Source organism: Mucilaginibacter sp. KACC 22773 (assembly GCF_028736215.1).
GTDB lineage: Bacteria > Bacteroidota > Bacteroidia > Sphingobacteriales > Sphingobacteriaceae > Mucilaginibacter.
Map to the genome: position 1 here is coordinate 5,745,482 of NZ_CP117883.1, position 14,873 is coordinate 5,760,354.

The following is a 14,873-nucleotide window of genomic DNA, read 5'->3' on the forward strand; positions in this document are numbered from 1 at the left end:
ATGCGTTTGGCAATCATTACTACTCATCCCATCCAGTACTACGCCCCGGTATTTAAATTACTGGCAGATAAAATTGATGTTAAAGTATTTTATACCTGGGGTAATGAGGCGCAGGAAAAATTTGATCCAGGCTTTGGCAAAACCATCTCATGGGATATCCCATTGCTTGACGGCTATAGTTACGAGTGGGTAAAAAACACATCTATCCATCCGGGTTCCCATCATTTTAAAGGCATTGTAAATCCCGGTCTTATCAACCAAATAAAATCATGGCAAGCCGATGCGGTTTTGGTTTACGGTTGGGCATATGATAGCCATTTAAAGGTTATGAGGCATTTTAAAAATAAAATACCGGTTTACTTTCGTGGCGACTCAACGCTGCTGGATGTTAAACCGGGCGCTAAACAATTATTGCGGACTATTTTTTTAAGATGGATTTATGGCCACGTTGATCATGCGTTTTATGTGGGCAGCAATAATGGCGCTTACTTTAAAAAATACGGATTGAAAGATAAACAGCTCACTTTTGCGCCGCACGCTATAGATAACGACAGGTTTGCTGCCGAAAAAGGTGAGGAAGCTTCCAAAATAAGGGCGGATTTAGGGATTAAGCCTGCTGATATTTTGATATTGTTTGCCGGTAAATTTGAAGAAAAGAAATCGCCCGATTTATTACTAAATGCTTTTTTAACTTTGGACGTGCCGAACACTCATTTATTATTTGTTGGTAACGGTATTTTGGAAGAGACGTTAAAAACAAATGCCTGCAAAAACAGCAATGTTCATTTTTTAAGTTTTCAAAATCAATTGGCAATGCCGGCTATATACCATGCCTGCAACCTGTTTTGCCTGCCCTCACAAGGCCCGGGCGAAACATGGGGGCTTGCAGTAAATGAGGCCATGGCAGCTGGTAAACCAGTATTAGTATCAAACAAATGCGGTTGCGCTGCCGACCTGGTAAACCCGGGCGTTACCGGCGAAATATTTAAAGCCGGTAACGTATCATCACTAACAAAAAAGCTGCATTCGCTCATCGGGGATAAAAATGGGCTAACAATTTTGGGTAACAATGCCAAAGCTAAAATAGCCGGTTGGACCTTTAGTAAACAGGCCGATGCCATGTTAAACGTAATTAATAACAGCCATGCAAACTAAACAGGCCCCGATGGAACGCATTATTATGTTATATGTCCCCTGGGCATTGGCTGCTTTGTTAAGCAGCGATGCCCAGCTGTCATATATCATAGCCTGGCTTGGATCATTCCTGATATTTTTTTTAACACTAACGGGTTGGGTTAAGCCTATACCTAATGACATGAGCGTAGCCGAACAATTGATGCGCCCGATTTTTTTGGTACAGATCATTTTCGCAGGCTACATGGCATGTACCTCCATATTTTACTTTTTGGATGTATTGGGCTATCAAAACTTTGAAAAAGTGAGCACCACCTTGGTTGATCAGAACCGCTTGCAGTATACCGCGCAATGTCAGCGCTATTATTGTTTAGGGCATGCTGCTTTCGTATCGGGTATTTTGATTTTTATGGATTATAGTACCAAATCAAAATACTACATCGCCAAAGATAAGCTGGCTAATTTACTGATGATGTTTGCCGTTGTCAGTTTCCCTGCATCAATATTTTTCATTCGCATTCCGGGCTTATCGCAATTTGCCAACCAGTTTAGTTCGTTGAGTTTTATAGCCGGCACCCTGGCGCTCGCTTTTGCTATCCCTCAAAAAAAAATCGGCAATACCCTTATTTGCCTGGCCTTTTACTTTTTTAACTTTTACACTGCCTTAACTTCGGGATTTAAAGAGCCTATTATTATCAGCGTACTGGTTTTGGGGGTTTTCCTGTATCCCAATTACAAAAAACTGGTGGCAGGCATATTTATACCTGCGTTGCTTATTTTATTTATGTTTTTGCCTACCTATAACCGAATTTTCAGGCAAAACGCATGGTCGGGCGATGCCTCGGCAGATGAGGCCACCCAATTGGCACTTGATGCCGCGTTGAATAGCGATTCGGGCGATGAAGATGATTCAAACTGGGGCTTTATGGTTTACAGATTAAGCGAAATTGATATGTTCATCAAATTCACCCAGTCAACGCCCAAGACTGTTGATTTTTACCGCACAAAATTGCTTGCCCAATCGGGTATGGCTATCATTCCGCGCATTTTCTGGCCCGGTAAACCAAGCACCGAAGATTTGATTATGGAGCGGGTGTATGATGCCGGAGTAGTTAACAGGGCCTCGTCGGTATCGGCAAAGCCCGCTTTTATAGTAGATGCCTACCTTACACTTGGTGGCTGGGGAGTTTTTGTCATGATGCTTATTTACGGGGCCGTTGCACAAATTATCTCGGTAAAAGCCGAAAAACTTTTTGGTGGATATATTTTAGGAACCGCGCTTGTATTTAGCGGCTTGTTCCAGATTATGTGGCGCGGCCTTAGTTTTGAATTTCTTATCAATACGGTATTCTGGAGCTATATCAGTATGCTGGCCATCCATAAAATACTCACGGCATCTAACATTTTAAAAGAAGTTTGAGGATTTTACAAATTTCGGCATCATACAAACCTGCTTACGTTTATGGCGGGCCAACTATGTCGGTAGCCATGCTAAGCGAACAGTTGGCAAATGCAGGTTGCGCCGTGTGCGTATTTGCAACAACAGCCAACGGCGTTTCCGAACTTGATGTAACCCCTAACCAAACGGTAATGGTTGATGGTGTAAACGTTACTTATTTTAAGCGCATCACTAAAGACCATAGCCATTTATCGCCTGCATTGTTAAAAGCCGTTTGGAAAAACGCTAAAACTTATGATGCCGTACATATCCACGCATGGTGGAATTTGGTTTCGGTACTATCCTGCCTTATAGCGGTAATACGTGGGGTACCGGTGGTGGTATCGGCCAGGGGTACTTTAAGCCCTTACTCTTTTCAAAATAAAAACCGGGCAATCAAATCACTCATTCATAACCTATTGAGCAAACCCGTACTAAAACGCTGCCATATTCATGCCACTTCGCAGCGGGAGAATGAGGCCGTCAACAGTATTATCAGCCCAAAAAGTTCGGTTATCATACCTAATTTTGTAAAACTGCCGGTTTATCATCCATCGGTACAAGTGCAAAACACAACAAAGGCTACAATTAAACTGATATTTTTTTCCAGGATAGAAGAAAAAAAAGGCCTGGATATATTGATCGATGCACTGCCCTTAATCAAGGCCCCCTTCCATCTTACCATTGCAGGCAGTGGCAGCGAAGCCTATGTTGATAGCCTGAAACAGTTAGCTGCCGATATAAGCATTAGCGATAAAATAACCTGGACGGGCTTTATAAATGAGGACAAGTTTGAGTTATTACAAAAACATGATCTTTTTGTACTGCCATCCTATGATGAAAACTTTGGCAACGCCGTAATTGAAAGCTTAAGTGTTGGCACGCCGGTACTAATTAGCCGCGAAGTGGGCCTTGCTGATTATGTTAGTAAAAATAAGCTTGGCTGGCTGTGCGAAACAAGCGCGATATCTGTCGCCGGAATGATTGACCAAATAGTGGCCCAGCCCCATGAACTGGAACGCATCAGGCAACAAGCACCCGATATTATTTATACCGATTTTAACGCGGGTAGCATAGTTGAAAAATATATAGGTTTGTATACTAAAATTAGCACACAGCATTGAACCCGGCATATTCATTTATCATCATTACCCATAATGAAGCGCAGCACCTGCCCCGTTTGCTGGATTCTGTCGGCGGGCTTGATGCGCCTGTTTTTATTTTAGATTCGGGCAGCGATGATGATACTGTAGCCATAGCCAAAAAAGCTGGAGCAACTGTTTTGCAGCACGCCTTTGAAAATCATCCTAAACAATGGGACTTCGCCCTTAAAAACTTCGATATCAAAACTCCCTGGATTATTTGTTTAGATGCCGACCAGGTTGTTACCCCGGAACTGAAAGAAAAACTGGCGAATTTCAGAGACCAGGATTACCAGGGCGTTAGCGGCATTTACTTTAACCGGAAGAATTTTTTTAAAGGCAGCTGGATAAAACATGGCGGCTACTATCCCTTTTTCCTGCTTAAAATGATCCGTTTTGGTGTCGGCTACTCTGATCTGAATGAAAATATGGACCACCGGTTCATCGTACCTGGCAAAACCGAAGTATGGAAAGACGGGCATATCCTGGAAGAAAACCTGAAAGAGAACCACATCAGTTTCTGGATAGCCAAACATAACCGGTACAGTGATTTACTGGCCCAGGAAGAGGTGGAACGCATGCAAAAAATGCGGCAGCAAACCCTTAAGCCATCATTATCTGGCTCGCCGGACGAGCGTACCGCCTGGCTTAAGCAATTGTGGTGGCAATTGCCCCGCTATGTAAGGCCAATGCTTTATTTTACCTATCGTATGATATTCCAATTGGGTGTATTAGATGGACGTACAGGCGTAATTTTTCATTTTTTACAAGGTTTCTGGTTCAGGCTGATTGTAGATGTTAAAATTGATGAAATCCTGAGAAACGGGCAACAAGCCAGGGCAGCAACAACAGGCCATATCTCGCCAGTGAAATTTATCTTCAGGTTTCTTGCGTTGTTTTTGATGTTCTATTACTTTAACATTTTGTTTTTTGGGATAACCAATCCGGGCAAACATTACTACCCGTTTTTGGCTAATCACTTAAATTACATACGGGGCCTCCGTTGGTTATTGCTGAGTATCAGCGCCCAGGTACTTAACTGGTTTGGTTTTTCGGCTATTCATAATGGCACCGAATTGCTGGTGGCAGGCAAAGGGGCTATAGTGCTGGTATACTCCTGCCTCGGGCTTGGGCTGATGAGTTTTTTTGCGGCATTTGTTATTGCCTATCCTACAAAAACAAAGCAAAAAGTTATCTTTTTAGTCACCGGGATTTTAGCCATCCAGTTTTTAAACATTTTGCGTTTTGTGCTGTTGGCATTATTCTGGAATAAAAATTCAAGCCGGATTGTTGACCATCATACGGTATTTAATATCATTTTGTACATCATTATAATGGCAAGCCTGTATTTTTGGGTTAAACAAGGCGACAATCACTTAAACAAACATGCACAAAACCAACCTGTCAACTTATAACAACCACCCTTTTCACCCGGGTGGCAATGCGTTAAAAAGGCTATTATGGTTTTATGTGAATGCCGTTTTCTTTAAAACCAGCTTTATACCTTCAAGTGGTTTTAAAGTATTTTTATTGCGGCTATTTGGCGCCAGGATAGGCAAAAAAGTAACTATAAAGCCTTGCGTAAATATCAAATATCCCTGGTTTTTGCAAATTGGCGACCATACCTGGGTTGGCGAAAACGTTTGGATAGATAGCCTGGTAATGATTACCATTGGCGCCAACGTATGCTTATCACAAGGGGCAATACTGCTAACCGGCAGCCACAACTATAAAACAGCATCGTTTAACCTGATAACCAAAAGCGTTGTTTTGGAGGATGGGGTTTGGATAGGCGCCGGCGCTATGGTAAACCTGGGTATAACTGCCGGAAGCCATGCTATGCTTACCGCCGGCTCAATAGCCACAAAAAACATGGAATCTTACAGCATTTACCAGGGTAACCCGGCAGTAAAAATCCGCGACCGCGAAATTAGCCTGTAAAAAACAACCACTATATATGATCGCACAGCAATCTCAAACGCATAAAATTATACTGATAGCATTAAGCTTGTTTGTGCTCATTTTAGGAATAATGATATTTATAGCCCCGGCAGCCATTTTTCCGGATCCGGCCTGGGGTTTACAGGTGATGCATAAAATGCAGGCAGGCGGGGCTTTTAATATTACAAACAAGCCAGACCCTGCTGATATCGGCAAAAACTACAGCGAGTTTTTATCATGGTGGTCGCCGGGGCAATATCTGGCTCCGTACTTTTTTAAATCATTGCCAGGTGTTAACGATGGGCGCGCAGCGGCCATTACTACTGCTGTATGCGGTTTGTTAGGTATAGCCGGGCTGTATGCCTTTTTTAAAAAGGTGGGCTTTACAAAGCTTTTAGCAGCTATAAGCGTGCTGATTATAGTTATTCAGCAGGCTTTTTTTGTACCTTATATATTTTATAATGGTGGCGAGGTTTTACTTTTCGGCTTCCTGGGGTGGTTTTTGTATGGTTGTGTTAGCTTCGACAATGCCAACTGGAAGCTTACCTTATTTTTGCTGCTATCCGCCTGGATAGGGTTCTTCTGTAAGTCATCTTTTTTGTGGATGTACGGCGCTGGGTGTATCTACCTGTGGATCAGCCTTTCTAAAAATAAAACAGCAGTACTTGATTGGATTAAAAATGGCATCTGGATTGGTATTCCCGCCACGCTATCATTTGCTGTAATTTATTTTCAATATATGTCAAAAGGGGCAAACCCGGCCGGCATATCATTTGGGTTTAAATTTAGCTGGGAAGCATTAAGTTTTCCTTTAGCTTCGCCGGTATTGACGGGCTTTTCTTTAGATGATATATTAAACGGCCTCATAACGCATGGCAATACACCCATACTTAATCCGTTGTGGTCGTTAGTGGTTTTGATATTGGCCGCGGTATTAAGCGTAATTTTAGTAATACGTATTGTTAGGGTTGTTCCTGAAAAAAACTATACGCTGCTGCTTGCCGTTTTTTATTCGGTATCAATATTGTTTTTTGGGTATAGCTTTTTAAAGCAGGCCAATATCTCTTACGAGGGAAGGCATTTGCGGATCATAGGCTTGCTGATAACGCCGGGCATTGTTTACCTGGTAAGTTTAAGTAAGCTGCCTGTTAAAATTGGTTTTGGTTTGGTGTGCCTGTTTATTACTGCTTTAAGTATCAGGTATTTTGCCCCCAGCTATTATCAAAATGCAACCAAAAATGCCAGGGGAACATCTGGTATAGCGCAACTGTTCATTGATCAGCAATCGTTAGACCAGATTATGGAACTCGACCGGAAAAATACCGATGCTATTTTTGTATTTATCAGCCCCGACCTGGGCCTGGAGATAAACCATAACCGCTACGTAATATTAGACCCCATTGGCCCCGATGTAAAAATTGCGTTTGATGACTATGTACATTATGGCCATGCCGGTCCCATCTTTATCATGCTCCCGGCAAGTTACATGGGACCAAAATCAAACATCATCCGTAAATGTTTCCCGGGTTATAAGGGTTTTCATATGGATATGCTGAGCGACAAATATGTACTGTATTCAGCTAAATGAGCTGAAAGCCTAAAGTTTTTAGTTTGGTGTACAACTTATTGAGGAAATCAGCTTTCTGATTTGGGCCCTAAACTCTCTGCTTTTAAACGCTCGCTTTATTAATCTCGGCCCAAAGCAAATCTTTCAATCCGGTAAGGTTTTTTTGGGCTACCGACGAGATGAAAATCGAAGGCACTCCTTCCGGCAGCTCCCTCTTCATTTCGGCCTGAAGTTCGTCATCCAGTAAATCCATTTTTGTTACGGCTAAAACGCGGGGCTTGTGCATCAGTTCGGCATTGTATTCCTGCAGCTCGTTTAGTAATATTTCATACTCTTCTTTGATGGTGCGCGGCGTATCAGCGGGTACCATAAACAATAGTACCGAGTTACGCTCGATATGCCTCAGGAACCTAAAGCCTAAACCCTTGCCCTGCGATGCACCCTCAATAATGCCCGGGATATCGGCCATTACAAATGAGCGGTTATCACGATAGGATACGATGCCCAGGTTGGGTACCAGGGTTGTAAAAGCGTAATCGGCAATTTCGGGCTTGGCGGCGGATACTACCGAAAGCAGGGTAGATTTACCGGCATTGGGGAATCCTACCAAACCAACATCAGCCAGGATTTTTAGTTCCAGTATATTCCAGTCTTCTTTACCATCTTCGCCGGGTTGGGCAAAGCGGGGGGTTTGCTGGGTTGGGGTTTTAAAGTGCCAGTTGCCCAGGCCGCCACGGCCGCCAGGGGTTAAAATACGGGTTTCTCCGTCCTGGGTTATCTCGAAGATCACCTCACCGGTTTCGGCATTTTTAACGGTGGTGCCCAGGGGTACTTCCAAAATCTCGTCTCTTCCGGTTTTGCCGCTGCGTAACGAGCTGCCGCCCGAATCGCCATCGCCGGCAATAACATGCTTGCGGTATTTAAGGTGCAGCATGGTCCATAACTGGGCATTACCTTTAACAATAACATGGCCGCCACGACCGCCATCGCCACCATCGGGGCCACCTTTTGAGGTTAATATATCACGGTGTAAATGCGCAGAGCCCGCCCCTCCGTGGCCACTGCGGCAACAGATTTTCACATAATCAACAAAATTGGAACCTTGCGACATAATTTTTTCTCTTTTTGAGACCGAAAGTCCGAAAGTCAGTAAAGTCCGAAAGTTTAAGAGTTTTAACTTCCTAACTTTCGGACTTTACCGATTTCCTATCTTCCCGACTTTATCCTTACTAACTTCCGGACTTTACTGACTTCCCGTCTTCCGGACTTTAAATATTAATCTTTTAACCAGGCTTCAATAATGGCATGTATCTGGCCAAAAATCTCATCTACCGAGCCTATGCCATTAATGCTTTTAAATTTACCCTGGTTTTTATAAAAACCGGCCACAGGCGCCGTTTTATCATTGTATTCATGGATGCGTTTGCTAATCACTTCCGGATTAGCATCATCAGGCCTGCCCGAATCTTTACCACGAAGCAATAGGCGACGCAATAATTCATCATCATCAACCTCAAGCGCTATCATGCCGGTTATAGCCGAATGTTTGCTGGTTAACAAGCTATCCAGCGCTTCTGCCTGTGCAACCGTGCGGGGAAAACCATCAAAAATGAAACCCTTGCCATCTTTATTACTGTCCAGCTTATTGCTGATCATGCCAATTACAACCGCATCTGGAACCAATTTACCATCGTCCATCAGCTTCTTGGCCTCTAACCCAAGTGTTGTTCCTTGCGCAATTTCGCCACGTAAAAGATCGCCGGTTGATAAATGGATCAATCCATATTGTTCAATAAGCTTTTGTGACTGAGTCCCTTTCCCGGCTCCGGGTGGACCAAACAATACCAGGTTTAGCATGCTCGTTATAAATTAAAAGCCTTTCGGTACAACACAGAAAGGCTTAGGATTAACTTTGTACCTGTATGGACAAAACCATTTAAAGGCATATTTTATGTGCACTCGAAGGGAGTCGAACCCCTAACCTTCTGATCCGTAGTCAGACGCTCTATCCAATTGAGCTACGAGTGCTTTTCGAAACGGAATGCAAAGATAGAATTTCTTTTTAATCTCTCACACTTTTTTTCAAAAAACCTATAAACCGCAGTATTGCATGGTCTTACTTTGCTTCATAATTAGTTATTTGTTTTTATATCTTTAATTTTTTAACCGGATAATAACCAACGTGAAGTTTAACAATAGCGCCAGCCTTTTCTCCGAAATAAAATCGGTGCCTGCTATTTTAGATCAAAAAACCTATCCATCGCTGAACGGGTTAAGGGCCGTTTCAATCATCATGGTGCTTATCCATCATTTCATCCTCAACTACAACCCTTATTTTCAAAGCCTTGTATTTATCGGCCCCCTGGGCGTTGATGTATTTTTTGTGATCAGCGGTTTTTTAATCACCACTTTATGCATTAAGGAGAAAATAACAACCGGCGATTTATCGCTCAAAAACTTCTACATCCGCCGTGCATTAAGAATCCTCCCGGTTGCTTACCTGTACATAGTGGTGATTGCCATACTTAATTATTTTTTCAAATTGCAGGTAGGTGCGCTCAGTTTTATATCGTCGGCATTGTTCATCGCCAACCTTTCCTATTTCAGAAGGTTACAGTTCGACTGGAGCCTGGCCCATTACTGGTCGCTATCGGTTGAAGAGCAGTTTTACCTGCTGTTCCCGGTTTTTATCAAAAAGAAGTTTCAGTTATACGTAACTATCCTGTTGGCAATCATTCTGCTGGTACCTGTACTGGTTTACCTTCAAACAATAATCGCTTTTTTAAATAACGGCGTACTGTCTGCCGCTTTACGTTACGTGGTTAAATTCCAGGGCATCGCTGTGGGTTGCCTGTTTTCGGTTTTGTTATTTAAAGGTTATTTAAACTTTGGCAGGTTCGGCCTGGCGGCTACCCTGGTATCCGTTTTTATGATATTTTACCTAAAGTTCGATGCTTTTTTTACGCTGCAATCTTGCTTTATCAATTTGTTCATATCCATTTTTATCGGCATTATCATTGTCAATAACATCAGCCCCAAAACCAATTTGGTATATAAATTTCTGAACTTGACGGCATTGAGTTTCATCGGCGTACTATCGTACAGTATCTACATCTGGCAGCAACTGTTCCTGTCTAATGATACCAGGTTCCCGCTTACCAAATATCCCATCAACCTGCTGTTCCTGGCGCTGGTGCCGGTGTTATCATATTTTTATTACGAGAAGTTTTTCTTAAAGCTGAAGAAACATTTTGCTAAAAACAAAAAGGCATAAAAAAGCCTGCCAGGCATTTCGGCTTAACAGGCTCGGTGTGCTATAGTATACAAAATTATTTTACCACTTCGGCAATGGCCGCAAAGTTTGGCAGGTCGGTAGCAACTTCCAGTACTTCGGCGTAAATGATATTTTGCTCCTCGTCGATAACAAATGCGGCACGTTTTGAAACGCCTTTTAAGCCCATTACAAAATCGGCATAAATGGCTTGGTAAGCGGTAGATACCTCTTTGTTAAAGTCGGATAACAAATCAAACTGATAACCATTTTCTTCTTTAAACTTGGCCAGCGAAAAAGGCGAATCCACCGAGATGCCCAGTATGGTAGCGTTTAACCCATCGTAATAGCCAAAGCTATCGCGCATGGTGCATAGTTGCGTGGTGCAAACGCCGGTAAATGCCAAAGGGAAAAAGTGTAATACCACCTTGCGTCCCTTAAAATCGGACAGTGATACAGTTTTCAACCCTGATGATACTAATGTAAATTGTGGTGCCGCCTGGCCTGGTTGTAATGACATAATGCGTGTTTTTATACTGCAAATGAATGATAATTAAATGAAAACATAGTAAATAAAGGGTCAAAATTTCACTACGATCTTTCTCGAGTGCGCCGCCATAATATCTCTGTTTACTGATATGGCAAAAACAAATCAGATCCATTTTCTTTCAATCCTTGATTAACTAAATATTTAGTTATAGCTTTATCCTATCAACCAATAAAGCTATGATCAGGAATTACATCAAAACCGCGTTCCGTTCCCTGTTAAAAAATAAGGGTTTTACTTTTATCAATATTTTAGGGCTGGCGATGGGCCTGGCAACCTGCCTGCTCATTGTTTTATATGTGGTTGATGAGTTGAGCTACGATAGGTACAATGCAAAATATGAACGCATTTACCGGGTAAACACCGATTTAAAATATGGCGGCGTTATAACCTCATTTGCAATTGCCGCGCCACCCGTGGGCGATGCTTTAAAAAACAATTTCCCGGAAGTAGAAAACGCCGTAAGGATCTCGCCTGCCTTAAATATCCGCTTTAAAAAAGGCAGCCAGGATATTGCCGAAGATAAAGTGGTCTATTGCGACCCATCCCTGTTTTCGATATTTACCTTACCCATGATTGATGGTGACCCGAAAACCGCGCTGAATGACCCGAACGCCATTGTACTTACCGAATCGTCGGCCATCAAATACTTTAACAAAACCGACGTAGTAGGCCAAACACTCACCATTAATACCGATAGCATCCCGCATAAAATAACCGGGGTTGTTAAAGATGTACCCGTGCAATCGCATTTTACGGCCGGTTTCTTCCTGTCAATTTTATCGCAGGAATCATCGCGCGATAAAACGTTTAATCATTTTAGTTTCGGCACCTATATTTTGCTGAAGCCGGGTGCAAGCCCTGAGCGCCTCGAAGGCAAACTGCCTGCCCTGATGCGCCAATGGCTTAACGGCAGTATGAACATGGATAAATTTGAAAAAGGCGGTAATTATATCCGTCTGAATTTAACGCCGCTAAAAAACATCCACCTGCAATCAAATCGCCAGCGCGAACTGAGGCCAAACGGCAACATTCAGTATGTATACATCTTCTCGGCCATTGCATTGTTTATATTGGTGCTGGCCTGTATCAACTTCATGAACCTTTCAACCGCCCGCGCTGCCAACCGCGCCCGCGAAGTTGGGGTGCGCAAAGTACTGGGCTCCTCGCGCTGGTCGCTCATTGTACAGTTCCTGTCCGAATCATTTATTGTTACCCTGGCAGCTACTATCATAGCGGTATTAGTGGCATGGGCGTTGCTACCTGCATTTAACCAGCTGGCCGGAAAACAGATAACGATAAGCAAGCAACTGGTTAGCTGGCTGTTGCCTGCTTTGGCGGTTATCATCATCATTGTTGGCATTGTTTCCGGCTCGTACCCTGCCTTTTTCCTGTCGGCCTTTCACCCTGCTCATGTTTTAAAGGGCAAAATATCAACCGGGTTTAAAGGAGGCATGCTGCGCAGCTTCTTGGTAGTATTCCAGTTTTCGATATCCATTTTCCTGATCATTGGCACCATGGTAGTTTACAACCAACTCAGGTATATCCAAAATAAAGACCTTGGCTTTAACCGCGACCAGCTACTGCTAATAAAAAATGTAAACGCGTTAAATAATCCGCAGTTGTTAAAACAGCAAGTAAAGCAATTACCGGGCGTTGTTAACGCCACACTTAGCGCCTACTACCCTACCAACACAACCCACTTCCCAAACAGCATCAGCAGCGAGCATAAAAGCGGCTTGATGGCCGAATATTGGTCGGTTGACGAAGATTACCTGCATACCATGGGCATGCACTTGTTAACAGGCCGCGGATTTTCGGGCCAGTTCCGTTCCGACTCATCGGGAATGGTCATCAATCAAACAGCTGCCAATATGCTGGGCTTTAATAACAATGCCTTAAATAAAACGCTTACTACCGGGCAGGGGCCAAATGCCAGAACATATCATGTTATAGGTGTGGTAAAAGATTTCAACTTCAGTTCGTTAAGGGATAACATCAGTCCGCTGGTAATGGTCATGAACCAGGATTGGCGGCAGTTGCTTTGCGTTAAAGTGGATACCAAAAACCTGCCGCTTTTTTTAAACCATGCAGAACATGAGTGGAAAAAGCTTGCCCCAAACCAGCAATTTGAATACTCATTTATGGATGCCGATTTTGACGCCCTTTACCGCACCGAGCAGCGCATGGGGAGCCTATTTGTGGTATTTACTACCCTTGCCATTATGATAGCCTGCCTGGGCTTATTTGGCCTTGCGGCCTATGCCGCCAGCCAGCGTAACCGCGAAATAGGTATCCGCAAAATATTGGGTGCCGGGGTGTTCCGTTTAGTAACCATGCTATCAAAAGATTTCATCAAACTGGTACTGGTTGCCATAGCCATTGCCACACCTTTAGCCTGGCTGGCCATGCAAAAATGGCTGCAGGGATATGCTTACCGCCAAAACATCCAATGGTGGGTATTTGTGCTTACCGCACTGGCAGCTGTTGTAATTGCGATGATAACCGTGAGCTTTCAATCTATCAAAACGGCGATGGCCAATCCGGTGGATAGTTTAAAGGAGGAGGGTTAGTTCATTGGTTCGGTTAGTTCACTGGTTCATTAGTTCATTGGTGAAAAGCTGGGATAAATCGTGCGCGGCGGAGACGACTCACCCCGACGAGGCTACGCCCGTCTGCCTCTCCGCTTCGCGCATAGAGGGGCTAAAAGATATAAAAAATGAGCTACACCCTCTTTGCGGCGCAGCCGGAGATAGGGTGGTCGGGCGCAGCCTCGACCGGGTGAGTCGTCGCCAGCGTTCCGCCAAATACTTCATGAAGTCAATCTGCCCTTACGGCCCCACAACTTTAATCCCCTGATTATCTCGTCCGTAGGGTTACCTAAATGGCCTTTTTGGTATCAATAGTAACCAAAAAACAAATTAACATCATGAAAACAAAATTTTTTACTGCCCTTGCGGCGGGAGTATTGCTGCTGGGCGCTTGTAAGGGAGGCAGGTCGGGAAATTACGAAGCTATAAACAACAGCAGCAGCGCCGATTCGGCTAAGTCAGAAAAAGAAACGATGGCCGATACCTCCTTATTTGTACAGCCCAAGCTTGTAAAATCGGCCGATATGCGTTTCAAAGTAAAAAATGTTCAGCAAACGGCCGAGAAAATAACCGCGCTCACGGTGAAAAACAACGGCATGGTAATGCACCACCAAATGGAGTCGTCGGCGCAGGGCAGCCAGGATTACCGCATCAGCGGTGACTCCGTACGCAGGGTATCGGCATTCAATACCAACGAAGACATGACCATTAAAGTCCCCTCGGATAAACTGGAGGATTTTATGTACCAGGTGGCCCATATGGGTACGCATGTTACCCTCAGCAAAATGGATATTGAAGATAAATCGCTCGATTATCTATCCGCAAAACTAAAACTAAACAGCCGCAAAGAACTGGTAGATCAGCAAAAGAAAGGCAAGGTTACCATCAAAAATCCGCTGAATGTATTGTTGTTAAAGGATGATATGGTAGACGGGCAGATTGACAATCTTAAAATAGATGCTGCCGTTAAGTTTAGCGTAATTACCCTTAACTTTTATGAAAGCAATACCATCATCCAGGAAAACATCGCCAACGATGATCCATCGGCCTATCAGCTATCTTTCGGCAAACGTTTTTTCAATTCGGTGGCTTACGGTTGGTTTTTGTTTACCGAATTAATTTTGGCGCTTACCAATCTTTGGGTATTTGTTTTAGCCGCGATAGCCGTATGGATGTTATTCAGATTTTATAAAAGAAAACACCCGGCTTTTTTAGGTGCGATAAAACCCTGAATAGCATTTT

Annotated in this window: 12 protein-coding genes and 1 tRNA gene; 9 read left to right on the plus strand and 4 right to left on the minus strand. The window is 43.5% G+C overall.

What is annotated here, in order from left to right; all coding sequences use genetic code 11:
• From PQ469_RS23775 to PQ469_RS23800, 6 genes are read left to right on the plus strand one after another with little or no spacing between them, the layout of a single operon-like run.
• Nucleotides 1-1,155 (plus strand): glycosyltransferase family 4 protein, encoded by a 1,155-nt coding sequence (locus tag PQ469_RS23775; RefSeq protein ID WP_274209888.1) that lies wholly within the window; start codon nt 1-3, stop codon nt 1,153-1,155.
• Nucleotides 1,145-2,554 (plus strand): exosortase Y-associated Wzy-like protein, encoded by a 1,410-nt coding sequence (locus PQ469_RS23780; RefSeq protein ID WP_274209889.1) that lies wholly within the window; start codon nt 1,145-1,147, stop codon nt 2,552-2,554. Before PQ469_RS23775 ends, PQ469_RS23780 begins: the two co-directional genes overlap by 11 nt.
• Nucleotides 2,551-3,696, plus strand: coding sequence for an XrtY-associated glycosyltransferase XYAG1 (locus tag PQ469_RS23785; RefSeq protein ID WP_274209890.1), 1,146 nt, complete (start codon nt 2,551-2,553; stop codon nt 3,694-3,696). Before PQ469_RS23780 ends, PQ469_RS23785 begins: the two co-directional genes overlap by 4 nt.
• On the plus strand, nt 3,693-5,129 hold the full coding sequence (xrtY, locus tag PQ469_RS23790) for an exosortase Y (RefSeq protein ID WP_274209891.1): 1,437 nt from the start codon (nt 3,693-3,695) through the stop codon (nt 5,127-5,129). The genes PQ469_RS23785 and xrtY overlap by 4 nt, the downstream gene beginning before the upstream one ends.
• Complete coding sequence (locus PQ469_RS23795; RefSeq protein ID WP_090651687.1) at nt 5,101-5,655, plus strand: putative colanic acid biosynthesis acetyltransferase; 555 nt, start codon at nt 5,101-5,103, stop codon at nt 5,653-5,655. The genes xrtY and PQ469_RS23795 overlap by 29 nt, the downstream gene beginning before the upstream one ends.
• Nucleotides 5,656-5,671: 16 nt before the next feature.
• A complete protein-coding gene (locus tag PQ469_RS23800; protein WP_274209892.1) occupies nt 5,672-7,243 on the plus strand; it encodes a hypothetical protein in 1,572 nt (523 codons plus the stop codon).
• Nucleotides 7,244-7,325: 82 nt separating this feature from the next.
• On the opposite strand, the gene obgE is transcribed toward PQ469_RS23800, so the two are convergent.
• The 3 genes from obgE to PQ469_RS23815 form a co-directional block, all read right to left on the minus strand.
• Nucleotides 7,326-8,333, minus strand: coding sequence for a GTPase ObgE (gene obgE, locus PQ469_RS23805; protein ID WP_090651685.1), 1,008 nt, complete (start codon nt 8,331-8,333; stop codon nt 7,326-7,328).
• 164 nt (nt 8,334-8,497) lie between these two features.
• The gene (locus PQ469_RS23810) at nt 8,498-9,079 is read right to left on the minus strand and encodes an adenylate kinase (RefSeq protein WP_274209893.1); all 582 of its coding nucleotides are present in this window, start codon (nt 9,077-9,079) and stop codon (nt 8,498-8,500) included.
• A 97-nt stretch (nt 9,080-9,176) separates the two neighbouring features.
• Nucleotides 9,177-9,250: transfer RNA gene (locus PQ469_RS23815), tRNA-Arg, on the minus strand.
• 154 nt (nt 9,251-9,404) lie between these two features.
• On the opposite strand from PQ469_RS23815, the gene PQ469_RS23820 reads away from it, so the two are divergent.
• The gene (locus PQ469_RS23820; protein WP_274209894.1) at nt 9,405-10,496 is read left to right on the plus strand and encodes an acyltransferase family protein; all 1,092 of its coding nucleotides are present in this window, start codon (nt 9,405-9,407) and stop codon (nt 10,494-10,496) included.
• 55 nt (nt 10,497-10,551) lie between these two features.
• On the opposite strand, the gene PQ469_RS23825 is transcribed toward PQ469_RS23820, so the two are convergent.
• Complete coding sequence (locus tag PQ469_RS23825; RefSeq protein ID WP_090651682.1) at nt 10,552-11,013, minus strand: redoxin domain-containing protein; 462 nt, start codon at nt 11,011-11,013, stop codon at nt 10,552-10,554.
• Between the two features lie 206 nt (nt 11,014-11,219).
• Between PQ469_RS23825 and PQ469_RS23830 the strand changes: the two genes are divergently transcribed.
• Together PQ469_RS23830 and PQ469_RS23835 are read left to right on the plus strand one after the other, a co-directional pair.
• Nucleotides 11,220-13,613: an ABC transporter permease gene (locus PQ469_RS23830; RefSeq protein WP_274209895.1), complete on the plus strand. Its 2,394-nt coding sequence runs from the start codon at nt 11,220-11,222 to the stop codon at nt 13,611-13,613.
• Between the two features lie 356 nt (nt 13,614-13,969).
• Nucleotides 13,970-14,863, plus strand: coding sequence for a DUF4349 domain-containing protein (locus PQ469_RS23835; protein WP_274209896.1), 894 nt, complete (start codon nt 13,970-13,972; stop codon nt 14,861-14,863).
• The last annotated feature ends 10 nt before the right edge of the window (nt 14,864-14,873 follow it).

What these genes read in the sequence shown, in the direction of transcription:
- PQ469_RS23775 (WP_274209888.1), top strand. Translation starts at nt 1, where the DNA reads ATGCGTTTGGCAATCATTACTACTCATCCCATCCAGTACTACGCCCCG.
- PQ469_RS23795 (WP_090651687.1), top strand. Translation starts at nt 5,101, where the DNA reads ATGCACAAAACCAACCTGTCAACTTATAACAACCACCCTTTTCACCCG.
- PQ469_RS23835 (WP_274209896.1), top strand. Translation starts at nt 13,970, where the DNA reads ATGAAAACAAAATTTTTTACTGCCCTTGCGGCGGGAGTATTGCTGCTG.
- PQ469_RS23780 (WP_274209889.1), top strand. Translation starts at nt 1,145, where the DNA reads ATGCAAACTAAACAGGCCCCGATGGAACGCATTATTATGTTATATGTC.
- PQ469_RS23800 (WP_274209892.1), top strand. Translation starts at nt 5,672, where the DNA reads ATGATCGCACAGCAATCTCAAACGCATAAAATTATACTGATAGCATTA.
- PQ469_RS23810 (WP_274209893.1), bottom strand. Translation starts at nt 9,079, where the DNA reads ATGCTAAACCTGGTATTGTTTGGTCCACCCGGAGCCGGGAAAGGGACT.
- PQ469_RS23825 (WP_090651682.1), bottom strand. Translation starts at nt 11,013, where the DNA reads ATGTCATTACAACCAGGCCAGGCGGCACCACAATTTACATTAGTATCA.
- obgE (WP_090651685.1), bottom strand. Translation starts at nt 8,333, where the DNA reads ATGTCGCAAGGTTCCAATTTTGTTGATTATGTGAAAATCTGTTGCCGC.
- PQ469_RS23830 (WP_274209895.1), top strand. Translation starts at nt 11,220, where the DNA reads ATGATCAGGAATTACATCAAAACCGCGTTCCGTTCCCTGTTAAAAAAT.